18 protein-coding genes and 1 pseudogene are annotated in these 23,752 nt (G+C 70.4%); 1 reads left to right on the top strand and 18 read right to left on the bottom strand.

Going from position 1 to position 23,752, the window contains the following annotated elements:
- Positions 1–8: 8 nt before the first annotated feature.
- The 3 genes and pseudogenes from dnaE to JOD52_RS04160 all read right to left on the bottom strand — a co-directional run bounded on the left by dnaE (position 9) and on the right by JOD52_RS04160 (position 5,835).
- Entirely contained in the window at positions 9–3,572 is a 3,564-nt protein-coding gene (gene dnaE / locus JOD52_RS04170) for a DNA polymerase III subunit alpha (RefSeq protein WP_204408867.1), read from the bottom strand.
- 74 nt (positions 3,573–3,646) lie between these two features.
- A pseudogene (locus tag JOD52_RS04165) lies at positions 3,647–4,883 on the bottom strand (ATP-binding cassette domain-containing protein).
- 40 nt (positions 4,884–4,923) lie between these two features.
- Positions 4,924–5,835 (bottom strand): alpha/beta hydrolase, encoded by a 912-nt coding sequence (locus JOD52_RS04160; protein ID WP_239551783.1) that lies wholly within the window; start codon positions 5,833–5,835, stop codon positions 4,924–4,926.
- A 348-nt stretch (positions 5,836–6,183) separates the two neighbouring features.
- On the opposite strand from JOD52_RS04160, the gene JOD52_RS04155 reads away from it, so the two are divergent.
- Positions 6,184–7,830, top strand: coding sequence for an HNH endonuclease signature motif containing protein (locus tag JOD52_RS04155; RefSeq protein ID WP_204408866.1), 1,647 nt, complete (start codon positions 6,184–6,186; stop codon positions 7,828–7,830).
- Here the strand turns inward: JOD52_RS04155 and JOD52_RS04150 are convergent, their stop codons facing one another.
- The 15 genes from JOD52_RS04150 to JOD52_RS04080 form a co-directional block, all read right to left on the bottom strand.
- Entirely contained in the window at positions 7,831–8,568 is a 738-nt protein-coding gene (locus tag JOD52_RS04150; protein WP_204408865.1) for a hypothetical protein, read from the bottom strand.
- Between the two features lie 408 nt (positions 8,569–8,976).
- Positions 8,977–9,909 (bottom strand): RluA family pseudouridine synthase, encoded by a 933-nt coding sequence (locus JOD52_RS04145; RefSeq protein ID WP_204408864.1) that lies wholly within the window; start codon positions 9,907–9,909, stop codon positions 8,977–8,979.
- Positions 9,906–10,526, bottom strand: a complete 621-nt coding sequence (lspA, locus tag JOD52_RS04140; protein ID WP_239551782.1) for a signal peptidase II — start codon at positions 10,524–10,526, stop codon at positions 9,906–9,908. The genes JOD52_RS04145 and lspA overlap by 4 nt, the downstream gene beginning before the upstream one ends.
- 77 nt (positions 10,527–10,603) lie before the next feature.
- A complete protein-coding gene (locus JOD52_RS04135; RefSeq protein ID WP_017822726.1) occupies positions 10,604–11,305 on the bottom strand; it encodes a DivIVA domain-containing protein in 702 nt (233 codons plus the stop codon).
- Between the two features lie 97 nt (positions 11,306–11,402).
- Positions 11,403–11,693, bottom strand: coding sequence for a YggT family protein (locus JOD52_RS04130; protein WP_017822727.1), 291 nt, complete (start codon positions 11,691–11,693; stop codon positions 11,403–11,405).
- Positions 11,694–11,699: 6 nt separating this feature from the next.
- Positions 11,700–12,182, bottom strand: a complete 483-nt coding sequence (locus tag JOD52_RS04125; protein ID WP_017822728.1) for a cell division protein SepF — start codon at positions 12,180–12,182, stop codon at positions 11,700–11,702.
- 216 nt (positions 12,183–12,398) lie between these two features.
- Positions 12,399–13,133, bottom strand: a complete 735-nt coding sequence (gene pgeF, locus JOD52_RS04120) for a peptidoglycan editing factor PgeF (protein ID WP_017822729.1) — start codon at positions 13,131–13,133, stop codon at positions 12,399–12,401.
- A 10-nt stretch (positions 13,134–13,143) separates the two neighbouring features.
- Positions 13,144–14,481, bottom strand: a complete 1,338-nt coding sequence (gene ftsZ, locus JOD52_RS04115; protein WP_017822730.1) for a cell division protein FtsZ — start codon at positions 14,479–14,481, stop codon at positions 13,144–13,146.
- A gap of 192 nt (positions 14,482–14,673) precedes the next feature.
- Complete coding sequence (locus tag JOD52_RS04110) at positions 14,674–15,693, bottom strand: cell division protein FtsQ/DivIB (RefSeq protein ID WP_204408863.1); 1,020 nt, start codon at positions 15,691–15,693, stop codon at positions 14,674–14,676.
- A complete protein-coding gene (gene murC, locus JOD52_RS04105) occupies positions 15,693–17,192 on the bottom strand; it encodes a UDP-N-acetylmuramate--L-alanine ligase (RefSeq protein WP_017822732.1) in 1,500 nt (499 codons plus the stop codon). The genes JOD52_RS04110 and murC overlap by 1 nt, the downstream gene beginning before the upstream one ends.
- Before the next feature lie 35 nt (positions 17,193–17,227).
- Complete coding sequence (gene murG / locus JOD52_RS04100) at positions 17,228–18,313, bottom strand: undecaprenyldiphospho-muramoylpentapeptide beta-N-acetylglucosaminyltransferase (RefSeq protein ID WP_017822733.1); 1,086 nt, start codon at positions 18,311–18,313, stop codon at positions 17,228–17,230.
- Complete coding sequence (gene ftsW / locus JOD52_RS04095) at positions 18,310–19,674, bottom strand: putative lipid II flippase FtsW (protein WP_017822734.1); 1,365 nt, start codon at positions 19,672–19,674, stop codon at positions 18,310–18,312. Before ftsW ends, murG begins: the two co-directional genes overlap by 4 nt.
- Positions 19,671–21,179, bottom strand: a complete 1,509-nt coding sequence (murD, locus tag JOD52_RS04090) for a UDP-N-acetylmuramoyl-L-alanine--D-glutamate ligase (RefSeq protein WP_017822735.1) — start codon at positions 21,177–21,179, stop codon at positions 19,671–19,673. The genes ftsW and murD overlap by 4 nt, the downstream gene beginning before the upstream one ends.
- Positions 21,176–22,276, bottom strand: coding sequence for a phospho-N-acetylmuramoyl-pentapeptide-transferase (gene mraY / locus JOD52_RS04085; RefSeq protein ID WP_204408862.1), 1,101 nt, complete (start codon positions 22,274–22,276; stop codon positions 21,176–21,178). The genes murD and mraY overlap by 4 nt, the downstream gene beginning before the upstream one ends.
- Positions 22,273–23,751 carry a UDP-N-acetylmuramoyl-tripeptide--D-alanyl-D-alanine ligase gene (locus JOD52_RS04080; RefSeq protein ID WP_204408861.1) on the bottom strand — a complete coding sequence of 493 codons (1,479 nt, stop codon included), beginning with the start codon at positions 23,749–23,751 and terminating at the stop codon, positions 22,273–22,275. The genes mraY and JOD52_RS04080 overlap by 4 nt, the downstream gene beginning before the upstream one ends.
- Position 23,752: the final 1 nt, after the last annotated feature.

Genomic DNA, 23,752 nt, shown 5'->3' with positions numbered 1-23,752 from the left:
TCCGGCGCTCACTGCAGGCAGCCGGGCCCCAGCAGTGCCTTCAGCGAGGCGTACAGTGCGGCCGACGGGGTGACCGAGAGCCGCTTGTCCAGCTGCATCACCGTGGCACGGCCGGGCTCGCGCAGCTTCAGGCGCACCTCGCTGGAACCGGGGTTGTCCTCGAGCACCTCGCGCAGCTGCTCGGCCACCTTGGTGGTGGCCCGCATCGACGGCAGCGAGATCACCACCGGACCGTCGGGCCCGCCGCCGGTCTCGGGGATCGTCATCTCCATCACCCGCAGCTCGGGCATGCCCTTGGAGGTGTCCACCCGGCCCTTCATCGAGACCACCAGGTCCTCCGCCAGTTCGGTGGCGACCGTCTGGTACGTGGAGGGGAACAGCAGGCAGTCGACGGAGCCCTCGAGGTCCTCCACCGTGGCGATGGCCCACATGTCGCCCTTCTTGGTGGTCTTGCGGGCCAGGGTGGTGATGAGCCCGGCGATGGTGACCATGGCGCCGTCGTCCACGGCACCCTCATCGGCGAGCGCGCTGATGGAGGTGGAGGAGTTCTGCGCGATCACGTGCTCCAGCCCGTACAGCGGGTGGTCCGAGACGTAGAGGCCCAGCATGTTCCGCTCGAAGGCCAGCTTCTCCTTGCGGTCCCACTCCGGCAGGTCCGGGATGGTGATGGTGGCCGAGGAGCCGGAGGCGCTGTCGTCCCCGCCGCCGGAGAACATGTCGGCGAACAGGTCGTACTGCCCCTGGGCCTCCTTGCGCTTGACGTCCACCACGGAGTCCACGGCGTCCTCGTGCACCAGCACCAGGGAACGACGGTTCGCACCGAGGGAGTCGAAGGCACCGCCCTTGATCAGCGACTCGATGGTGCGCTTGTTGCACACCGTCAGGGACACCTTGTCCAGGAAGTCGGTGAAGGAGGTGAAGGCGCCCTTCTCGTCGCGGGCCTTGATGATCTCCTCGACCACGTTGTGGCCCACGTTGCGGATCGCGGAGAGCCCGAAGCGGATGTCGTTGCCCACGGCCGAGAAGTACATGTCGGACTCGTTGACGTCCGGCGGCAGCACGGTGATGCCGCGGTGGCGGCAGTCGCCCAGGTACAGGCCCAACCGGTCGCGGTTCTCCTGGGTGGAGGTGAGCAGCGCCGCCATGTACTCGGTGGGGTAGTTCGCCTTGAGGTACGCGGTCCAGTACGAGACCACGCCGTAGGCGGCGGAGTGGGACTTGTTGAAGGCGTAGTCGGCGAACGGCAGCAGGGTCTCCCACAGTGCCGCGACCGCCGCGTCGGAGTATCCGTGCTCCTTCATGCCGGCCTCGAAGGAGACGAACTGCTTGTCCAGCTCCGCCTTCTTCTTCTTGCCCATCGCGCGACGGAGGATGTCGGCCTGTCCCAGGCTGTACCCGGCGACCTTCTGGGCCGTCTGCATCACCTGCTCCTGGTAGACCAGCACGCCGTAGGTCTCCCCCAGGATCTCCGCAAGCGGCTCCTCGAGCTCGGGGTGGATCGGGGTGATCTCCTGCAGCCCGTTCTTGCGCAGGGCGTAGTTGGTGTGCGAGCCCATGCCCATCGGGCCGGGGCGGTACAGGGCCGAGACGGCCGTGATGTCGCCGAACTGGTCGGGCTTCATCTGCCGCAGCAGGGTACGCATGCCGGAGCCGTCCAGCTGGAACACGCCCAGGGTGTCGCCGCGCTGCATCAGCTCGTAGGTGGCGGGGTCCTCGAAGCCGAGGGTCTCCAGGTCCGGCGGGGTCTTGCCGTTGCGCTCGATATTGGTGAGGGCGTCGGAGATGACCGTAAGGTTCCGCAGCCCCAGGAAGTCCATCTTCAGCAGACCCAGGGTCTCGCAGGTGGGGTAGTCGAACTGGGTGATGATCTGCCCGTCGGAGGGGCGACGCATCATCGGGATGATGTCCATCAGCGGCTTGCTGGACATGATCACCGCGCAGGCGTGCACGCCCCAGCCACGGGTCAGGCCCTCCACGCCCTTGGCGATGTCGAAGACCTTCTGGACGTCGGGGTCCTCGTCGTGGAGCTTGCGGAACTCCCCGGCCTCCGCGTACCGCTTGTGCTCGGGGTCGAAGATGCCCGACAGCGGGATGTCCTTGCCCATCACGGTGGGCGGCAGGGCCTTGGAGAGCTTGTCCCCCATCGCGTACGGGTAGCCCAGCACGCGCGAGGCGTCCTTCAGGGAGTTCTTGGTCTTCATCACGCCGTAGGTGATGACCTGCGCGACGCGGTCGTCGCCGTACTTGCGCTCCACGTACTCGATGACCTCGCCGCGGCGGCGATCATCGAAGTCGACGTCGAAGTCCGGCATGGACACACGATCGGGGTTCAGGAACCGCTCGAACAGCAGGCCGTGCTCCAGGGGGTCCAGGTCGGTGATGCGCATCGCGTAGGCGACCATCGAGCCGGCGCCGGAGCCACGCCCCGGCCCCACCCGGATGCCGTTCTCCTTGGCCCACTTGATGAAGTCGGAGACCACCAGGAAGTAGCCGGGGAACCCCATCTGGGTGATCACCTCGACCTCGTACTTCGCGCGGCGCTCCACCTCGTCCGGGATGCCGGCCGGGTAGCGGTACTCCAGGCCTCGCTGCACCTCCTTGACGAACCAGGAGTGCTCGTCCTCCCCCGGCGGGGTGGGGAACTGCGGCATGAAGTTCGCGCCGTCGGCAGTGGTGGTGAACTGCACGTCGCACATCTCGGCCACGCGAAGGGTGTTGTCGCAGGCCTCGGGCAGCTCGCGGAACAGCTCGCGCATCTCGCGGGCGGACTTCAGGTAGTAGCCGGAGCCGTCGAACTTGAACCGGCCGGGGGTGTCGAAGGTGGAGCCCGAGTTGATGCACAGCAGGGCGTCCTGGATCTTTGCATCGGCCTCGGTCACGTAGTGGAGGTCGTTGGTGGCCAGCAGTGGCGCACCGATCTCCTTGGACAGGGCGATCAGGTCCTTGGTGACGCGCTGCTCGAGCGTGAGCCCGTGGTCCATCAGCTCGACGAAGTAGTTCTCCTTGCCGAACATGTCCTGGTACTCGCCGGCGGCCTTGACCGCCTCGTCCCACTGGCCCAGCCGGATGCGGGTCTGGATCTCGCCGGAGGGGCATCCGGTCGACGCGATCAGGCCGCTGCTGTAGTTCTGCAGGATCTCGCGGTCCATCCGGGGCCACTTGCCCATCTGCCCGTCCAGCGACGCCGAGGACGCCAGGCGGAACAGGTTGTGCATGCCCTCGGTGGTGCGGGAGAGCAGGGTCAGGTGGGTGTACGCGCCGCGGGCGGAGACGTCGTCCCCGGCCTCCTGCTGCTGCTTGGTGCCCCACTGCACGCGGGTGCGGTCGTGGCGACTGGTGCCGGGGGTCACGTAGGCCTCGACGCCGATGATCGGCTTGATCCCGGCCTTGACCGCCTCGTTGTAGAACTCGTAGGCGCCGAACACGTAGCCGTGGTCCGTGATGGCGATGGCTTTCTGGCCCTGACGTGCGGTTTCAGCGACGAGTTTGTCGATCTTCGCGGCCCCGTCCAGCAGCGAGTAGTCCGTGTGGACGTGGAGGTGGACGAAGTCGTCGGAGTCCGCAGAAGCCATGCGTTCCAGGGTAGTCCGGGGCACCGACCGACGCGCCGATGGGCGGCGTCGGGGAGGTCACCCCGGCGGGTCGCTCACCGTTTCCTGCGCACCCGGCTCTCGTCCCACACCGGCTCGTCGGTCTCGTGCACCTGGCCGTCGGCCCCGAACACCAGGAAGCGGTCGAAGCCGCGGGCGAACCAGCGGTCGTGGGTGACGGCCAGCACCGTTCCCTCGAACCCCTCCAGGCCCTCCTCGAGCGCCTCGGCGGAGTGCAGGTCGAGGTTGTCCGTCGGCTCATCGAGCAGCAGCAGCGTGGCGCCGGACAGCTCCAGCATCAGGATCTGGAAACGGGCCTGCTGGCCGCCGCTGAGCGACTCGAAGGTCTGCTCGGCCGAGCGCGCCAGCTCGTAGCGGTCCAGCACCCGCGCGGCCTCGTCCTGCGTGCGGCCGGCCCGATGCTCGTCACCGCGGTGCAGGATCTCCAGCAGGGTGCGACCGTCGAAGGAATGGTGGTCGTGGGTCTGCGCGAACCAGCCGGGCCGCACCCGCGATCCCAGCCGTGCCACCCCTTGGTGACGAACCGCGGGCGGTCGCACATCGCCCACGGGCTGCTGCTCCACATCGGGATCGGAACCGCAGGCGGCAAGCAAGCGCAGGAAGTATAGGACTTTCCGGAGCCGTTGGAGCCCAGCACCGCCACCCGCTCGCCGTACCAAACCTCCAGATCGAACGGTCGCATCAGTGAATCCGCGTCGGACATAGCATCGGGAGCGAGCAGCTCGAGGCGCTCGCAGATCACGGCGCGCTTCGCGGTGCGACCGCCCTTGAGCCGCATCTGCACGTTCTGCTCGCGGGCCACCTTCTCCGGCGGCCCGGCGTCCTCGAAGCGGCGCAACCTGGTCTGCGCGGCTCGGTAGCGGGAGGCCATCGCGTCGTTGTAGGCCGCCTTCTGCTTGTACATCAGCATCAGGCCTCGCAGCTTGGCGTGCTCCTCGTCCCAGCGCTTGCGCTGCTCCTCGAGGTCCTCGTTACGACGCGTCCGGGCCTCTGGTCGCCGCCGGAGAGCGTGGCGGCAAAGCGGTGCTGGGCACGGTCGTACGGCAAGCCGAGGGCGGCGGTGGTGACGGTGTCGCAGCGGGTCTCGTAGTCGTAGCCGTCAACGTCGGCCCAGTCGGCCAGCGCCTGGGCGTAGGCGAGCTGGGCGGGCTCGTCGTCGACCTCGAGGATCCGCTGCTGGGCCCCGTCGGACACGCGGAAGCTGACCTCGTCCAGCAGCGGCCGACCGTCCGGCAGCACGAAGGAGATGCGGTTCAGGTCGACGTGTCCCATAGGGGCCACCCTGGCACAGTGCCATGGGTGTGGCCAGGGATTATCTGCTCTGCACGGCTCCGCTGGGTGGGAGCTCCTCACCCCGCAGGAACGCCGCCACCGAGGCGATGTACCCGGGGCGGTCGGCGAAGTAGGAGCCGCAGTGGTCGGCACCCTCGGTCAGCTCCAGGTACGCGCTCGGGCCGGCCTGAGCAAGCAGGCGGTGGGCGTGCTCGACGGGGATCGTGCGATCGGCCGTGCCATGGAACATCAGCAGCGGGCGGGGCGCGATGCGGGAGATCGCGTCGATGGGTCGCACCTGGGAGAAGCCATAGCCGTACAGGCCCCGGGTCGCGTAGTCGACCAAGTGGGCGAAGGCACCGGGCACCCGGGCCGTGGTCGCGGCAGCCGCTACCACCCCGTGCATGTCGGCGAAGGGCGAGTCGGCGACGATGCGGGCGATCGTCGGGTCCTCGGCGCCGACCAGGATCGACACCGCAGCCCCCATCGAGAAGCCGACCAGGCCGAGTTCCGCGTCGGGCCGACGCTCTCGGGCGACGCCGATGGCGGCACGCAGATCCTGCTGCTCGTGGTGACCCAGGGACTGGGGGCCGTCCCCCGAGTCACCGTTGCCGCGGAAGTCGAACAGCAGCACGCTGATGCCGGCACGGAACAGACCGGTGCTGATCCCCAGCATCTGCGACTTGTCCCCACGGAAACCATGGCTGACCACGGCTACCTGCTCTGATCCCGGTACGTCCAGCCACCAGCCGCGGATCGCCGTGCCGTCCTCCGAGGGGAAGGTGACCTGCTCGAACTCGACCCCCATCTCGAACGGCGTGAACGTATAGGGCAGGTCGGGCCGATGAGGGCCGTTGAGCACGCGAGCAGCGATCAGCGCTGCGGTGCCGGTCAATGCGGTAGCTCCCGCACCGACCAGCGCGGCCGTGGCCAAGGGGGCAGATCGAGGCATGCCAGGAAGTCTAGGCAGGGACCTGGGCCGGGTCTCTCAGCGTTCCCCACTCCCCCGCTCCCGTCACACCGCCACCCCGAGCCACAGCTCGTGCTCGTGCTCGTGCTCGTGCTCGTGCTCGTGCCAATTGTGGATAACCGCCTATGGGGGAGGAACCCGTGAGATTTCCTCATCTTTTCCACACATTGTTGATAACTGTGCATTGTGGAGGAACTTCGATACCTCAGGGCCCTCGTCTCATCCACATTCTGCGTGCCATCTTTCGTTTGTCAGCACCCATTCCTAGCCTGTATTCATCAGGACGACCCGGTCGGACCGGGGCTCGGGGAGCAAGGGAAGGGGGATGCAATGACCCAGGTCAACGATGGGCCCCCGCACGCCGAGCGCACTCGCCTGGCGGCACGACGTGGCCCCGCCTCGCGTCGGCTCCGGAAGCCGGCGATCCTCGGTTCCCGCCACCCCCTCACCCGAGACACCCTTCCCACTGAAGCCCTGGTCGAGGATCCCGCCATCGAGGCCGAACAGCTCCGGTCCCTGTGGGACGTGGGGCTGGCGGAATCGCGCCAGTTCGCCGTGAAGCTCCGCCACGCCGCCCGTCACTGGCCCGAGGACGATATCGACCCGGTCCTCCGCGACGAAGCGAACCTGGTTGTCTCGCAGGCACTGCGCTGCAGTGTCGTCCACGCCTCACATCTGCTGGAGGATGCGCACACCGCGGTCACTCATCTGCCGCTCCTGCTGGACCGCCTCGAGGCCGGTGAGTTACCCGCCCGCTGGTTCACCTTCGTGCTGCGCCGCTCCAGGGGGTTGCGCGAGCCGGCCCTGCGGGAGCTCGACGAGTCGGTAGCGGCATGGCTGCTTACGGTCGATGAGGACAGGTTCCGCCGCGAGCTCGGTGCTCTGGTGCGCTGGTTGCGCGATGACCAGGAGGCTGCACAGCGTTCCCGCCCCGAGCGCAGCGTGGACATCCTCCCGCCCGACGAGGACGGTACCGCCTGCCTCCAGGTCACCGGGCCCGCGCCCGAGATCCTGGCGCTGGGTCGCCGACTGGACTCCGCCGCACGCGCGGTTCAGCGCGCGCAGCGGCAGGCGCTGGAGAACGGTGGGGAGATCCCTTTCGACGACGGCAGCGTGGCTGAGACAGCGAAGCCTCTGTCCCTGGCCGCTCTGCGCTACCAGGTCCTCACCGGGTCCGTGCTTGAGACGGGCACCGTCGAGGTCCCGCGCGAGCGCTTCCGGATCACCGTCACGGTGCCCGCGCTGAGCCTGCTGGGGGTCGTGGAGGCACCGGGGATGCTCGATGGCATCCACCCGATCCCCGCTGAGATGGCCCGCGAGCTGGCCGGTCAGGACTCCACCTGGTTCCGGGTGCTCACGGACCCCGCCAGCGGCGCTTTCCTCCCGCTTCCGGCCGACAGGTACACGGCAAGGCCCGACATGCTGGAGCACCTGCGGCTCCGCAACCCCACCTGTGCGGTGCCCGGGTGTACCCGGCCCACCTCCTTCGCCAGCGAGATGGACCATATCCAGGAGTTCGACCACCACCATCCAGCATCCGGTGGTGCCACCTCGATCGAGAACACCCACCTGCTGTGCTGGGTGCACCACAAGCTGAAGACGGCCGGTCTCATCGATCCGGTGCGGGATCGCGCATGTGCCCCCGCCACTGGCGCGAGCACGGGCACCAGCCCCAGCTCAGACAGCGTCACCAGCACCAGCACCAGCACCGGCACCGGCACCGGCACCGGCACCGGCACGTATCAGCCGGGCAGTACGAACTGGACGATCAGAGGCCGCCCACCCATCGAAGCTGTCGACGACACCGACATGATCACACCCTGGGTGGTCAACACCTTCACCCGGATGTGGGACGAGGTGCAGCAGCGCATTGCTCGGCACCGCATCCCGGGAGCAGGAAACGGCGATGACCGGGCCGACCCGGAGAACCCGCCGCCCCGGGAACTCGACCGGGAGTTCGGGCCACCGCCCTATTGATCACCTGCCTGCGGATTGATCGCCTGCTGGCGGGCCGCCTGCTCTGTCAGTGATCTGCTCGGCCTCGGCTGCTTCCTCGCGTCGCATATCGGCCAGCAGCTGGTCGAGGTAGTCATGCACGTCCTCATAGCTCAGATGGCGCTCGTCCCTGCGCGGCGGGATGCCTCCTACGAAGGCGCCGCCGTGCCAGGCCATCGAGTCGTCCGGGAGAGTCGGATCATCAGCCCTCCACAGGTCCAAGGGGATGTTGTGCGCCGCGAGGTCCCGCGCGATCTCATCCGCCTGCGCCGGGCTGCCCGAGCGTTGCAGCACTGAGACCAGCAGCGACTGCGCCGCCCACGCGGAGGCCTCTCCACCGCCGGGAGCGCCGTCGTCCACCGGAGCATCGACGTTCGCCGGAGCGTCGTCGTCCATCCCGCCGTCGTCCCCGGGCCCACTACCCCGCCCCGGCTCCACGGACTCCTGCACCAGCGCGATGAAACTGGCGGCGAGGTCGTCGCGACCGTCCTCGTAGTGATCCTTCGCCACCCGCAGGGCGATCTGCGGCACGAACTCCCGGTACTCCCACAGAACCGCCGCACCCACCAGCGACATCCCCACCCCCGTCGGGAAGTCGGGATCGAGGGCGATGGGGTCAGCAGGGATCCTCCCGGCCCGGCGGTCGTCGTCGGCCGCGAGGAACGCACGACTCGCTCGGGAGATCGCCGCGCGTGTCTGCTCGCCGTCCCGCAGCGCCACCTCGGCTCCGGAGGGATCGAGCCCTAGCCTCCGGGCCACACGTGCGAAGGGGAAGTCAGGGCGCGACAGGGCACGGTCCTGGGGTGCGGTCAGTGTTGCGTCGGTCCCCGGAGCCCCGGACTCTGACGCCACCCCCGCGTCCCCCGTTGCCCCTGTCGCTCCCGATGCTCCCTGGGATGTCGGTCCCGATGCTCCCGGGGACGACGGATCAGGAAAGTGCGGGGACATCGGGTTCTGCTCGCTCATCCCTCGACGCTACCGCGTGACACACTCGGGCGATGCACACGCCCTCGGCCATCAGCCTGCGGCCCCTCGTCGCGGCCGACGCCGAGACCCTCGCGGCGTGGGCACTGGACGACATCGTCGTCGCCCGCGCGGCATCGACGAGGTACCACTGCCCGAAGCAGGTCACTCCGACGAGGCGCGCAACGCTTCCAACGCGTGCTGCAGATCCTCCGGGTAGCGGGAGGAGTAGGTCACGTACTGGCCGGTCCCGGGGTGCACGAAGCCGAGCTCCATCGCGTGCAGCCACTGACGGTTCAGCCCCACACGCTCCCCCACGGTCGGGTCTGCCCCGTACATCGTGTCCCCCACCAGTGGATGATGCATGGCGGAGAAGTGGACACGGATCTGGTGGGTGCGGCCGGTCTCCAGCTTGATCCTCAGCAGGGTCGCCCCACGCAGCTCCTCGAGCGTCTCGTAGTGGGTGACCGAGTGCTTGCCCTCACGGGTGACCGCGAACTTGTAGTCGTGGTGCGAGGAGCGGCCGATAGGGGCCTCGATGGTGCCGCGCGGCTGATCCGGCCTGCCCTGGCACACGGCGTGGTAGGTCTTGTCGACCTCGCGGGCTCGGAAGGCGTCCTTCAACGTGGTGTAGGCGCCCTCGTTGCGGGCCACCACCATCAGTCCACTGGTGCCCACGTCCAGGCGGGAGACGATGCCCTGCCGCTCCGGGTCGCCCGTGGTGCGGATCGACACCCCGGCGGCGGCCAGGTGACCGAGCACCGTGGGGCCGGACCAGCCGGCGCTGGGATGGGCGGCCACGCCCACCGGCTTGTCGATCACCACGATGTCGTCGTCCTGGTGCACCAGTGCCATGCCCTCGGCGATCCGGGGGCGCACCTCTGCGGCGGGGCGCTCGTCCGGGATGGTCACGCTCACCATCGCGCCGGGCTCGAGGCGGGTGGAGCGGGCAGGCACGGAACCATCGACCTCGACGTGGCCCTGGTCGATGAGGTCCGCGACCCGGGAGCGTGACAGGCCCGTCATCCGGGCCAGGCCCACGTCGACGCGTTCGCCGGCCAAGCCGTCCGGCACCATCAGCATCCGGGCACCGCTCACCGCGGGTCCTCCTGGACGGAGCGGTCCTCGTGCTCACCGTGATCGGTGTGCCCACCGTGGTCGGTGCCGTGTGCGTCATCGTTCACGCGAGACCCAGCAGCGGGGCTCTCAGCAGCGTCCTCGCGGGCGGCATCAGCGGCGGGATCCGCCGGTACGCCGATCACGCCCAGCAGCACCACCAGGATCGCGCCACCCACCACCGCCATGTCGGCCACGTTGAACACGGGCCAGTTGGGCAGCTGCAGGAAGTCCACCACCTCGCCACGGAACGGGCCGGGCGGGCGCAGCAGGCGGTCGTGGATGTTGCCCAGCGCCCCGCCCAGGATCAGGCCCATCGCCAGCGTGTACCAGGCCGAGCGCACCGCCTTGAGGGCGAACACCACTACGCCGATCGCGATCACGATCTGCAGGCAGGTGACCACGGGGGTGATCTCGGAGCCCATCCCCCAGGCCGCACCGGAGTTGTACAGCAGGGTGAGCTGGAGGATCTCACCGAGGAACGGCTGCGGCTCCAGCAGCGGCAGGTTCGCCTCCGCCCAGTTCTTGGTGACCTGGTCCACGATCGCCAGCACCGCGGCCAGCACGCCGACGCCGGTCAGCACCGACCCCAAGGACATGGCCGCGGGCCGTGACCGACGGCGACGAGCGCCGGACCCCTCAGGGCCGGCGCTCGCCGTCGTGGAGTGTGCGGGACTCACAGACCGAAGTTCGCCTGCTTGTCCTGGGTCTCGCTAGTGTCGAGCTCGCGCAGCTGGTTCTCCAGGTAGTTGCGCAGACGGTTGCGGTAGTCCCGCTCGAAGGTGCGAAGACCCTCGATCGACTTCTCCAGCTCCGCCTTCTTGGCCTCCAAGGAGTCCAGCGTGGCGCGGGACTTCTCCTCCGCCTCGGTGACGATGCGGCGGTGCTCCTCGTTGGCCTCGTTGATGAGGCGGTCGCGCTCGTCCTCACCGTTCTTGACGTACTCGTCATGCAGACGGTTCGCCAGGGCGATGATGCCGGCCGCATCCTGCGGGGCAGAGCTGGCAGCAGCGGTGCCGGAGGTGGCATCGGGCTGCTCCTGGGGAGCGTCCACGAGCTGCTGAGGAGCGGTGGTCTCGGCATCGGCCGAGACGGGCGTGTCGTGGATCAGCTCGCCCTCGGAGGTGTCACCGGCCTCACGCACGACGGTCTCGTCGTGGTCGTCGGCAGCAGCCGGCGGGTTCGACTCGAGCTCGGCGATGCGGTTGTGCGCCTCCTCGAGCTCCTTGGTGAGGCGGTTGTTCTCGTCGATCAGCTCCTGCAGGCGGGGCAGGATGTCGTGGTCGAGATAGCTGTCGACCTCATCCATGTCGTAGCCCTCGGAGAAACGCACCGGGGTGAACCGCTTCTGCAGCAGGTCATCGGGCATCAGAGCCATGGGTCACCTTCTCGTCAGTCTCGGGTGGATCAGCGCACGGGGCGCAGCAAGGAACAGCGTAGCCGATCACGCACCGATGGCGCGCCGCGAGCGGCCCTCACATGGCGAAGCCGGCCAGCACCCGCAGCAGGATCCAGCCCACGAGCAGCAGGATCATCATGCTCAGGTCAAGAGCGACCGCGCCGATGCGCAAGGGCGGGATGAGACGGCGCAGTGCCTTCACCGGGGGGTCGGTCAGCGTGTAGACCACCTCGAAGAGCACCAGCACCAGACCCGAGGGACGGTAGTCCCGCGAATAGGCGCGGATCCACTCCAGCACCAGCCGCGCGATCAGCAGCATCATGTACAGCAGTACAGCGAGGTACAGCGCCCCCGCGACGAGCTGCATACCGGGTCAGCTCTGGTTGTAGAAGCTGTCCTCGTCGGCCGGGGAGTCCCCGTCGACCTGGACGAACTCCGGGGACAGCAGGAACACCTTGGAGGTGACCCGCTCGATGGTGCCGCGAAGGCCGAACACCAGACCGGCGCAGAAGTCGACCATGCGCTTGGCATCGCCGTCCTGCATGTCGGAGAGGTTCACGATGACGGGCACGCCGTCGCGGAAGGACTCGCCGATCGCCTTGGCGTCGTTGTACGAGCGCGGGTGGATCGTGGTGATGCGGTGCATCGACTCCTCCACGGCGGGGGTCATGGCCACGACGCTCGACCGCTGGCGGATCGGCGTCACCTGGGCCTCACGGTCGGTGGTCTCCGGACCGCGCTCGGTACGACGGTGCGGAGCCGCCTCGTCCCGACGGTCCTGATCGTCGTCGTAGTACTCGTCATCGACCTCGTTGGCGAGGCCGAGAGCGACCATGGCGTTGCGCCAGGTTCCCATAGCTGATCTCCCAGTCTGTGCTTCCGTCACGCTGACCTGGACCCCAGGGAAGCACGGGGAGTGCGTGGGGGTCCTGCCCCGAAAGTACCGGAGAGCGTGCGACCTGCCCGGGACGCGCACGGCGTGTCGGGGCGTGTCGCGTGGATCTTCTTCCGCACGGGGTCACGCCGCGCGGATCCGCCGCGGGATCACACCAGTCGGACCACGCTCGTCGGATCACGCCCGTCGGATCACTCCGGCGAAGCGCCCCGTCGTGCTCGCTCTGCGGTAGGAGAACCAGGCGGGGTCCTCGATGGTGCAGGGGAAGTCCAGGTCGATCGAATAAGCCCGCACCCCGGAGCGCCCCAAGGCCTCCACGGCACCGGCACGCAGATCGATCGCCGGGGTGCCCCAGCTGGTCCGCGAGCGCACCGAGGGCAGCTGCTCGGCGGCGGCATCGGCCATCTCCTGCGGCACCTCGTAGCAGGAACCGCAGGCCGACGGACCGACGGCCACCTCGATCCGCTCCGGGCGGGCACCCAGCTGCACCATGGCTGCGACGGTGTTCTCGAGAACCCCGGCCAGCAGGCCGGGCCTTCCCGCGTGCGCGGCTGCGATCACGCCGGCCTCGGCATCGCTGAGGAGCACGGGCATGCAGTCGGCCACCATGATCGCGAGGGCCATGTCATCGCGCCCGGTCACCAGGGCATCGGCCGTCATCACGGGCACCGGCCCGGGCGCAGGCAGCACGTGGACCTGCGCGGAGTGCACCTGGTCCACGAAGACGAGCGGGAGCCCGACGGTTCCCGCCACGATCTCGCGGTTCGCGGTCACGGCGGCGTCGTCGTCGCCCACGTGCCGGGCCAGGTTCAGCGCATCGAACGGGGCGGCGCTGACACCACCGGTACGGGTCGTGAACAGGGCACGGGCCCCGCGAAGTCGCGGAGCCCGTGCGGGGAGTGCGGTCGTCACTGCCTGTTCGTCACTTGAGGAACGAGGGCAGGTCGAGGTCGTCGTCATCGGCCGGCGGCTCCTCGATGCGCGGGGGGCGCACCGGCTCGGACTGCGGGGCCGGGACGGGACGGGCGGACTGGGAGCGGTCCTGCTCCTGGCCGTCGTCCTCCTGGTCGGCCGGGTCCATCTGCTCGGTCATCGGCTCGTGCTGCTGCTCGTTGGCCGGACGGGATGCGGGACCGGAGGGGGCGAAGGTCTGCTGCGGTACGCCCCAGCCACCTGCGCCGCCGGCCGCCGCACCGGCACCGGCACCGTTCGAGCCGTGCGAGGAGGACGTGCGCTCGGTGGGGGCCGGGCGGGGCTGCACCGGCTCCGGACGCGGGGCGGGACGCGACTGCTGCTCGGAGCGCTGCGTGGGGCCCCCGGCCTCGAAACCGGCGGCGATCACGGTCACCCGCACCTCATCGCCCAGGGCGTCGTCGATGACAGCGCCGAAGATGATGTTGGCGTCGGGGTGAGCGGCCTCCTGCACCAGACGGGCGGCCTCTGAGACCTCGTACAGCCCCAGGTCGCTGCCACCCTGGATGGACAGCAGCACGCCGTAGGCGCCGTCGATCGAGGCCTCCAGCAGCGGGCTGGAGACGGCCAGCTCGGCGGCCTGAAGAGCGCGGTCGTCTCCCCGGGAGGAGCCGATGCCCATCAGGGCGCTGCCGGCGCCCTGCATCACGGACTTGACGTCGGCGAAGTCGAGGTTGATCAGGCCCGGGGTGGTGATCAGGTCGGTGATGCCCTGGACACCGGAGAGCAGCACCTGGTCGGCGGACTTGAAGGCGTCCAGCATGGACACCTGCTTGTCGGCGATGGAGAGCAGGCGGTCGTTGGGGATCACGATCAGGGTGTCCACCTCGGCCTGCAGGCCGGCGATGCCGGACTCGGCCTGGGTGGAGCGGCGGCGGCCCTCGAAGGTGAAGGGGCGGGTGACCACACCGATGGTCAGTGCGCCCAGGCTGCGGGCGATCTTGGCGACCACGGGGGCGCCACCGGTGCCGGTGCCACCGCCCTCGCCGGCGGTCACGAAGACCATGTCGGCGCCTCGCAGCACCTCCTCGATCTCCTCCGCGTGGTCCTCGGCGGCCTTCTTGCCGACCTCCGGGTCGGCTCCGGCGCCGAGCCCGCGGGTGATCTCCTTGCCGACGTCGAGCTTGACGTCGGCGTCCGACATCAGCAGCGCCTGGGCGTCGGTGTTGATGGCGATGAACTCGACACCCTTGAGACCGGCCTCGATCATGCGGTTGACGGCGTTGACACCGCCGCCGCCGATGCCGACGACCTTGATGACTGCGAGGTAGTTCTGGGATCCGGCCACGTTGATGTCCTTGCTGTTGTCGATCTGCTGTCGAACGGGTCTGAACCCTCGACCTCGAGTTGAGGTTCGGACTTCGCGTCCCCGTTCCTTCTCTTCGACGCTAGGGACGACTCCGGCGGGGCGCAACGACCGCACGCGCGTGTCGTGAGGAGAAACCCGCCGGGACCGCTGATCAGCGGGTGACCGGGACGATCAGCGGGTGACCGGTGCGACGGGCGAGGAGACGTCGATCACCGAGCCCGGTTCGGGCAGCAGCGCCTGGACCACCTCGCCCTTGAGCTCGGCATCGCGGGAATCGCCCCACACCACCGTCTTCGTCCCGCCGTCCTCCAGCGCCAGGGTGAAGGTGACGTCGCTGGGAGAGGAGGCGGTCATCCCCTGCAGGGCCGGACGCAGCGGGTCGGGCAGTTCGGCCAGCACCTCGGTCAGCGCCTCTGCCGCTCCCTCCGGGTCCTGGGAGGTGGGGGCCACGGTCAGTGGCACCAGGGTGGCGCCCTCGGCGGCCTCGGGCGGGAGCTCGGCCCCGGAGGCGTCGACGACCGCAGCGGTGCCGTCGGCCCGGGTGAGCTGGGCGACGGGCTCGGCCTCGACGACGGTCACGTGCATGCCGTCGGGCCACCGGCGCTCCACCTGGGCGCTGTGCACCCCGGGGATCGTCGTGACGTCCTCACTGATGGCCTCGGTGGGCAGCAGCAGCACGCTGTCACCCAGGCGCCCGTCGAGCTGCTCGCGCACCGTCTGCTCCTGGACGTAGCCCAGCCCGGAGACGGTGACCTGCTGGAGCCGGAGGGCGGGCAGCCAGATCGCCGCGGAGAGCGCAGCGAGCAGCAGCAGAGCCGTGATCACCGCACCGTTGATGATCGCGCGGCGGCGTCGGCGCCAGGGACGCCCGGCCACCAGGCCCCGGAAGCGGTCCGCGGCCTGCACCACGCGCTCGCCACCGCGTTCCTCGCGAGGGGTGCCGAGCTCGGCCTGCGGCTCGGCGCGCCTGCCGTACGTCGGCGCGGCCGACCGCGGCGCGGACTTCTCCGGGCCCTGGGACGGCGCGACCGGCGGCGCTGGTTCCTTGGCCCGCTTGGCCGGTTCCTCGGCCCGCTTGGCCGGCTTCTCCGTCCGCTCGGCCGGCTTCTCGGCCCGCTTGTCAGGCTTCTCCGACTGCGTCGCCCGCCGGGTGGTGCTCGCGGGGCGCGGCGCGGTGGGCCGACGGGCCATCAGGCCTGCCCTCGAGCTTCACGCAGGGCATCGATCACCGCGGGGGTGTCCTCGACGATGTCGCCGGCCCCCAGCATCAGCACCAGGTCACCGGGGCGTGCCACGGCAGCCACCTCGGTGGGCACTGCGGATCGATCATCGAGGGGGCGCACCTCGGCGGCGGAGCCGGCGTGGTCGGTGATGGTGCGGGCGTCCACGGTGGGGTCCGGGTCCTCGCGGGCGGGGTAGACGGGCATCACCCAGGCCCGGTCCGCACCGGCGAGGGCGGCGGCGAACTCCGCGGCGAAGTCACGGGTGCGGGAGAACAGGTGGGGCTGGAACACGGCCAGCACCCGGCCACCTGCTTCCTGGTCCGTGACGATCCCGCGGGCGGCCTCGAGGGTGGCTGCCACCTCGCGCGGATGGTGGGCGTAGTCGTCGATGACCGTGATCGAGCCCACCACCCCGGCCAGGTCGAAGCGGCGCGAGGCACCGGTGAAGCGGCCCAGACCTTCGGCGAGTGCTCCCAGCGATGCGACGGGGGCTGCGCCGGCGGTTCCCGCCAGGGCCCCCACGGCGTTCAGCACGTTGTGGTGACCGGCGACGGCAAGTCGCAGCTGGAGCGGGCCGCGCGGGGTCTCCAGGGACACCTCGGTGCCCCGGGGGCCGGCGTCCTCGGCGAGCACCCGCCAGTCGGCGTCCTCACCGGTGCCGTAGGTGGCCACCTGCACACCGCGGGAGGCGGCCCGCTCCCCCAGCCTACGGGCCCCGTCGTCGTCAGCGCACACCACCAGGGTGCCGCCGGGCAGGACCTGCGAGGTGAGGGCCTCGAAGCCGGCCACCAGGGTGGCCTCGTCGCCGTGGAAGTCCAGGTGGTCGGGCTCGAGGTTGGTGACCACCAGGGAGCGGGGGGCGAAGGCGAGGAAGGACCCGTCGGACTCGTCGGCCTCGATCACCGCGATACCGCCCGCCGAGGGGCCCGCGCCCGGGCCCGCACCGAAGCCGGCGTTGCGGCCCAGGTCCGGCACGGCAGCGCCGAGCGCCCAGGCCGGGTCCAGGCCTGCGCCGCGCAGTGCCATCGTGGCCAGGCCCGTGGTGGAGGTCTTGCCGTGGGTGCCGGCGATCGCCACCAGGTCCCACTCCCCCATCAGCCCAGCGAGGGCTGCGGCGCGGTGGATCACGGGGATCCCGCGCTCGTGCGCGGCGATGATCTCGGGGTTGTCGGCGCGCACGGCGGTGGAGACCACCACCAGGTCCAGGTCCTCCGCGAGCAAGGCGGCGTCGAAGCCGATGCCGATGCGGGCGCCGGCCTCGCGCAGGGGGCCGATGAACTGGCCGTCCTGGGAATCGGAGCCGCTGACCATGAGGCCCGCCTCCAGCGCCAGGCGCGCCACGGCCGACATGCCCGCGCCGCCGATCCGCACCACGTGCACGGAGCGCACGGGCGCGTCCGAGGGCCAGCGGGACTGGGTGACGACGTCCCCGGGGGTGAGGATGGTGCGGGGCTCGGGTGAGGTCATGGCTTCACGGTAACGGCACGTGCGGGGGCGGGCCGTCAGGCTCGGCGTGCGGCACAGATCACGATCGCGGCCAGCTGCTCGGCGGCGTCGGTGATCCCGAAGCGGCGGGAAGCGGCAGCCATGGTGTCGCGTCGTTCATCGTCCAGCAACAGCGGCAGCACCTGCTGAACCAGGCGGGCCGCAGTGATCTGGGAGTCCTCGATCATCAGCGCACCGCCGGCGCTCACCACGTCCTGTCCGTTCAGGGCCTGCTCCCCGTTGCCGATGGGCAGGGGCACCAGCACCGCGGGGAGCCCCACGGCGGTCAGCTCGCACACGGTGCCGGCCCCGGAGCGGGTCAGGGCGAGGTCCGCGGCGGCGTAGGCGTCCTCCATGGCGCGCACGTACTCCACCACCCGGTAGCCGGGAAGAGGGGTCACGTCCCCGCTCTTGCCGCGTCCGGTGATGTGCAGGATCTGGGCACCGGCCTCGAGGAACGCCGGGGCGGCGGCGCTGACGGCGTCGTTCAGCCGCTGCGCACCGAGGGAGCCGCCGGTGACCAGCAGCACCGGACGGGCGGGGTCCAGTTCCAGGTCCCGTACGGCCTGGTCGCGACGGGCAGCGCGATCCAGGTGGGCGATGCCCTCCCGCATCGGCATCCCGATGCGGCGTGCACCACGCAGTGCGGTGCCGTCCAGCGCGGTGAGCACGTCCGTGGCACGCAGGGCTCCGAGGCGGTTGGCGAGGCCCGGGCGGCGGTTCGCCTCGTGCACCACCAGGGGGACCCGGGCAGCCGCGGCGGCGAGGTAGGCGGGCGGGCACACATAGCCGCCGAAGCCGACCACCACGTCGATCCGCCGCTCGCGCAGCAGGGCGCGCACCTGGCGCACGGTGGCAGCCAGCCGCAGGGGGAAACGGGCGGCGGCCTTCCCTGGGCGACGCGGGAAGGGGACCTTGTCGATGGTGGCGAGCTCGTACCCGGCGGCCGGCACCAGATCGGCCTCCAGGCCGGTGGCGGTGCCCAGCACCAGGATCTCGGCCTCGGGCTCGACCTCCCGGATGCGCGCCGCGGTGGCCAGCAACGGGGACACGTGACCGGCGCTGCCACCACCGGCCAGCAGCACGCGCAGGGGACGGCTCATCGTCGGCCCCCGGCTTGGGCGCGACGGACACGCTTCTGGGCCTGTTGCACGCGCTTCTGGGAACGACGCGAGCGGCGGGAATCCCCGGTGGACCCGTCGCGCGGGGCGGGCAGCACGCTCACCGAGCTGCGCACCGTTCCCATGCGGGCGGTGATCGCCTCGCGGGCACCGGGTTCGTTGCGGGCGAAGGACAGGAGCACGCCGAGGGCGGCCATGGAGGCCAGCAGAGCCGAGCCGCCGGAGGAGATGAACGGCAGCGGCACGCCGATCACCGGCATCAGGCCGGTCACCACCATCATGTTCACGAACGCCTGCCCCAGCAGCCAGGAGGCGATGCCGGCGACGGCGATCTGACGGAACACGTCGTCGGTGCGGGTGATCATGCGGCACAGCACCAGGGCCAGCATGGCGAACAGGAACAGCACCCCGAGGGTGCCCATCAGGCCGAACTCCTCACCGAGGATCGCGAAGATGTAGTCGTCCTCCGCGGCGGGCAGGCGGCCCCATTTCTGGCGGGACTCGCCGGGGCCAACGCCCCACCAGCCGCCCTCGGCCAGGCCCATCAGGCCCTGATCTGACTGGTAGCTGGAGTCGCCGACGCAATCGCCCTTGAGCCAGCAGTTGATGCGCCCCATGCGGTTGCTGCTGGTGACGGTGAGTGCCACCACGCCGATGAGGCCGATGCCGCCACCGAGGGCGAACCAGCGGCGCGGCACACCGGCCACCCACAGGGCGCCGGCCACCAGCAGGCACATCACCAGCGTGGTGCCCAGGTCGTGCCCCAGCACCACCAGGCCCAGGGCTGCAGCCACCCCGGGCGCCATCGGCACGATCAGGTGGAAGGGGCGATGCAGCAGGGGACGCTTCATCGAGAGCACCGCTGCCATCCACACCGCGAGGGACAGCTTGAGGAACTCCGAGGGCTGGAGGGTCTGCCCGTTGACCAGGATCCAGTTGCGGTTGCCGGCCACCTCGTGCCCGAGCGGGGTGTGCACCAGGGTCTGCAGGGCCAGGCCCAGCATGAACAGGGGCCAGGCGGCCTTGCGGTAGAAGCCCGGCGGCAGGGAGGCGGCGATCACCAGGGCGATCAGCCCGAGGGCCGCGAAGGTGCCCTGCTTCGCCAGGCCCGCGAAGCCGGACTGTCCGCGAGAGATGTTCAGCACCGCGGTGGAGCTCAGCACCATCATCAGGCCCACCCCCACCAGCAGGGTGCCGATCACGATGAGGGCGTAGAAGTCGAGTGCCGGGGACTTCAACCAGGAGCCGAGACCGGCGCGGAGCCTGGGGCCGACGTCACCGAGGGGCCGTTCCTCCTCGGGCCGCAGCACGCGGGTGGACCGGCGGGTCTCCTGCGTCGTCATCCGTTCGCTCCTGCCAGTCGGGTCACGGCCGCAGCGAACAGCTCCCCTCGCTCCGCGTAGTTGCGGAACTGGTCGATCGAGGCGGCGGCCGGTGCCAGCAACACCACATCCCCCGCCGAAGCGAGGGAGTGGGCGGCCTGCACCGCCTGCTCCATCAGATCGGAGCGCCCGGCGGCATCGCCAGTGTCACCCGGATCCACGCGCACCACGGGGAGGTCCGGGGCGTGTCGTGCCAGCGCCTCGGTGAACGGGGCGGCGTCCACGCCCAGCAGCACCGCACCGCTCAGGCGGCCGGCGACGGCCTGGACCAGCGAGTCGACGTCGGCTCCCTTGGTGTCTCCGCCGGCGATCCACACCACCTTCTCGGCGGCGGCGAGGGACGCCCGGGCGGCGGCGGGGTTGGTGGCCTTGGTGTCGTCCACCCAGGCCACGTCGTCGATGCGGGCCACCAGCTCAGCGCGGTGACGGCCCAGGCGGTAGGCGCGCAGGCCGTCGCGCACTGCGCTCTGCTCCACGCCGTGGGCGCGGGCCAGCGCGGCCGCAGCCAGGGCGTCCAGCACGATGTGGGGGCCGGCGCCGTGGGGGCCGAGGTGGGCGAGGTCCTCGAGGGTGGCGAGCTCGGCGGCCTGCCGGTGGCGGTCGGGGACGAAGGCGCGGTCCACCAGCATCCCGTCCACCACTCCGAGTTCGGAGGGGCCCGGGGAGCCCAGCGTGATGCCGATGGCGCGGGCGCCGTCGAGCACGTCCGCCTGCTCGACCAGGCGCCGGGTGGTGGGGTCGGCGATGCTGTACACGCAGGCACGCTCCACGCCCTCGTAGATGCGACCCTTGTCGCGGGCGTAGGCCTCGGCGCTGCCGTGCCAGTCCAGGTGGTCGTCACTCACGTTCAGCACCACCGCGGACTCGCAGCCGGGGTGCTCGGTGCGGTGCAGCTGGAAGCTGGACAGCTCCACCGCGAGCACGTCGAAGCCCTCGGGGTCCAGGGCCGCCTCGATCACCGGCAGCCCCACGTTGCCGCAGGCCACGGCCCGCAGGCCCGCGTGCTGCAGGATCGACTCCAGTATGGTCACGGCGGTGGTCTTGCCATTGGTGCCGGTGATGCCCAGCCAGGCGGGACCGTCCACGGCCTGCATGCGACGGGCCAGCTCGATCTCGCCCCACACGGGGATGCCGGCCTGCTGTGCCTGGACGAGCAGGGGCTGCTCGGGGCGCCAGCCGGGTGAGGTGACGACCAGGTCGAACTCGCGGTCGGTGGGCAGGGCGCGGGTGTGCTCGGCGCCGAGCCGCACCTCGACGCCGAGCACCTCGAGGATCTGTGCCTTCTCGCGGTTCTCGGGGGTGTCGGCGCCGTCGACGACGAGCACACGGGCGCCGCGCTGCATGGTCTGGTCGGCCACGGCGTAGCCTGAGACGCCGAACCCGGTGACCAGGATGCGCAGGCCGGCCACGTCCATGCCTGGCCAGGCGCGCTGCTCGGCGGGGATGCCGGAGGCGGCCGCGGTCATGAGGTGAGCCTCGGCAGGGCGTCGAGGTAGAACAGGCCCAGGCCCAGGCCCGCGAGGATGCCGGCCACGATCCAGAAGCGGGCCACGATGGTGACCTCGTTCCATCCCTTGAGCTCGAAGTGGTGCTGCAGGGGGGCCATCCGGAACACGCGCTTGCCGGTGGTCTTGAAGCTGGCCACCTGGATGATCACCGACAGGGAGATCATCACGAACAGGCCACCGATGATGGCGCCCAGGATCTGGGTGCGGGTGATGATCGTCAGGCCCGCGATGGCGCCGCCCAGGGCCAGGGAGCCGGTGTCGCCCATGAAGATCTTCGCCGGCGAGGTGTTCCACCACAGGAAGCCCACGCAGGCGCCGATGATCGCGGCGCACAGCACGGCAGTGTCCAGCGGGTCACGGGAGTCATAGCAGCTGACGGTGCCGCCCGCGGCGAGGTCCACGCTGCACAGCTGGCGCCACTGCCAGAAGGAGATCACCAGGTAGGCGGCGGTGAAGATGATGGTGGCACCGGACGCCAGGCCGTCCAGGCCGTCGGTGAGGTTGACGCCGTTGGACCAGGCGGCCACCAGGAAGTTCGCCCAGACCGCGAACAGGATGAAGCCCGCCACGGTGCCTCCGAAGGCGAGGTTCAGCCAGGGGATGTCGCGTACGAAGGAGATCTTGGTGGAGGCCGGGGCGAGGCCGGACTCGTCGCGGAAGAACAGGGCCATCACCGCGAAGGCCGTGGCGACCAGGAACTGCCCCAGCAGCTTCTCGCGCGGGCGCAGGCCCAGGCTGCGCTGCTGGGCGATCTTGAGGTAGTCGTCCAGGAAGCCCACGGCTCCCAGGCCCACCATCAGGAACAGCACCAGCAGCACCGACGCGCTGGGAGGGGTCCACAGCACCAGGTGGGTGATGCCGTAGGCGAGGAGCGTGGCCAGGATGATGGCGACCCCGCCCATGGTGGGGGTACCGCGCTTGGTGGCGTGCGAGGTGGGGCCGTCGTCGCGGATGAACTGCCCGTAGCCGCGCTTGACCAGCAGGCGGATGTACAGGGGGGTCCCCAGGATCGACAGCACCAGGGCGATCGCGCCGGCGATGATGATCGCGATCATGCGTGATCTCCTCCGTCCTGGTTCCGGGCGCGGTCCGCGCTGCGCCCCAGGTGGGCCGCGAGCGGCCGTGCCAGTCGGCGCAACCCGGCATCCCGGGACGACTTCAGCAGCACCACGTCACCGGGCGCCAGGATCCGTTCTAGCACAGCGAGGGCCTCCTCCACGTCGGCGACCTGCATCGACTCACCGCCGAAACTGCCCTCCAGGCTCGCTCCCTGGTGGATGGGGGCGGCGCCCCGGCCCACCACGATCAGCTGGCCGATGTTCAGACGCACGGCCAGACGACCGATCTCGTCGTGAAGCCGCACCGACTGATCACCCAGCTCGAGCATCTCGCCCAGCACGGCGATGGTGCGGTGACCCCGGCCCAGGTGGGCGAGGGTCTTCAGGGCCAGACGCATCGAGTCGGGGTTGGCGTTGTAGGCATCGTCGATCACCAGCACTCCCCCGGCGCGCAGGGCTTCCATGCGCTGTCCGGAGGCCAGGCGCACACCCTTCAGTGAGGCGGCGGCCTGGGCGGGATCGGCGCCGGCCAGGACGGCGCCGGTGAGTGCCGCGACCACGTTAGCGGCCTGGTGCTCGCCCAGCAGGTCGGGACGCACCTCGAACGATCCGGCCGGAACCGGCGAACCGTCCGGTCGGACGAGGCCCTCCGGGATGCTCAGGGTCACGCTCACGCGAGCGTCCTCGTCCAGCTGGAGGTCGGTGCCGCGCACGTCGCCGTGGTCCAGGCCCCAGGTGACCACGGGCGCCTCGGTCAGTTCCGCCATCGCGGCGACGCGGGGGTCCTCGGCGTTCAGGACCGCTCGGCCGTCGGGACCCAGGGCCTGGACCAGTTCGGCCTTGGCACGGGCGATGCCGTCCACGGAGCCGAACTCTCCGAGGTGGGCGGAGCCGACATTGAGGACCAGGGCGATGTCGGGGCGGGCGATGGAGGTGAGGTGGGTGATGTGGCCGGGGCCGCGGGCGCCCATCTCCAGCACCAGGAAGCGGGTGTGCTCGTCCAGGCGCAGCACCGTCAGCGGCAGGCCCAGTTCGTTGTTGAAGCTGCCCACGGGGGCGATGGTGGGGCCGACGGCGCCGAGGGCGACGCCGAGCAGGTCCTTGGTGCCCGTCTTGCCGGCGCTGCCGGTCACCGCCACCACGCGCAGCGCGGGGTTCTCGCGGCGGGCACGTTCGAGCTGGTCGCGGGCCAGGACCGACAGTGCCTCCTGCACGTCCTCCACCAGGACCGCGGGGATCCCGGCGCCGGGCTCGCGGGACACCAGTGCCAGTGCGGCGCCTGCCTCCATCACGGCGTGCAGGAAGTCGTGGCCGTCCACGTTCTCGCCCACGAAGGCGGCGAACAGGTCGCCCTCGTTGACGGTGCGGGAGTCGATGCGGGCCTCTCCGGTGACGCGCTCGTCACCGGTGGCTCCTCCCACCAGGGTGCCGCCGGTGAGTCGCGCGATGTCGTGGGCCGTGGTCGTGAGCATG

The organism is Brachybacterium muris (assembly GCF_016907455.1).
Taxonomy (GTDB): Bacteria; Actinomycetota; Actinomycetes; order Actinomycetales; family Dermabacteraceae; genus Brachybacterium; species Brachybacterium muris.
The sequence above is the reverse complement of the archived record's forward strand: the minus strand, read 5'-3'. Positions and strand labels throughout refer to the sequence as shown.

What these genes read in the sequence shown, in the direction of transcription:
- dnaE (WP_204408867.1), bottom strand. Translation starts at nt 3,572, where the DNA reads ATGGCTTCTGCGGACTCCGACGACTTCGTCCACCTCCACGTCCACACG.
- JOD52_RS04160 (WP_239551783.1), bottom strand. Translation starts at nt 5,835, where the DNA reads ATGCCTCGATCTGCCCCCTTGGCCACGGCCGCGCTGGTCGGTGCGGGA.
- JOD52_RS04155 (WP_204408866.1), top strand. Translation starts at nt 6,184, where the DNA reads ATGACCCAGGTCAACGATGGGCCCCCGCACGCCGAGCGCACTCGCCTG.
- lspA (WP_239551782.1), bottom strand. Translation starts at nt 10,526, where the DNA reads ATGTCCTTGGGGTCGGTGCTGACCGGCGTCGGCGTGCTGGCCGCGGTG.
- JOD52_RS04135 (WP_017822726.1), bottom strand. Translation starts at nt 11,305, where the DNA reads ATGGCTCTGATGCCCGATGACCTGCTGCAGAAGCGGTTCACCCCGGTG.
- JOD52_RS04130 (WP_017822727.1), bottom strand. Translation starts at nt 11,693, where the DNA reads ATGCAGCTCGTCGCGGGGGCGCTGTACCTCGCTGTACTGCTGTACATG.
- JOD52_RS04125 (WP_017822728.1), bottom strand. Translation starts at nt 12,182, where the DNA reads ATGGGAACCTGGCGCAACGCCATGGTCGCTCTCGGCCTCGCCAACGAG.
- JOD52_RS04110 (WP_204408863.1), bottom strand. Translation starts at nt 15,693, where the DNA reads ATGGCCCGTCGGCCCACCGCGCCGCGCCCCGCGAGCACCACCCGGCGG.
- murC (WP_017822732.1), bottom strand. Translation starts at nt 17,192, where the DNA reads ATGACCTCACCCGAGCCCCGCACCATCCTCACCCCCGGGGACGTCGTC.
- murG (WP_017822733.1), bottom strand. Translation starts at nt 18,313, where the DNA reads ATGAGCCGTCCCCTGCGCGTGCTGCTGGCCGGTGGTGGCAGCGCCGGT.
- ftsW (WP_017822734.1), bottom strand. Translation starts at nt 19,674, where the DNA reads ATGACGACGCAGGAGACCCGCCGGTCCACCCGCGTGCTGCGGCCCGAG.
- murD (WP_017822735.1), bottom strand. Translation starts at nt 21,179, where the DNA reads ATGACCGCGGCCGCCTCCGGCATCCCCGCCGAGCAGCGCGCCTGGCCA.
- mraY (WP_204408862.1), bottom strand. Translation starts at nt 22,276, where the DNA reads ATGATCGCGATCATCATCGCCGGCGCGATCGCCCTGGTGCTGTCGATC.
- JOD52_RS04080 (WP_204408861.1), bottom strand. Translation starts at nt 23,751, where the DNA reads ATGCTCACGACCACGGCCCACGACATCGCGCGACTCACCGGCGGCACC.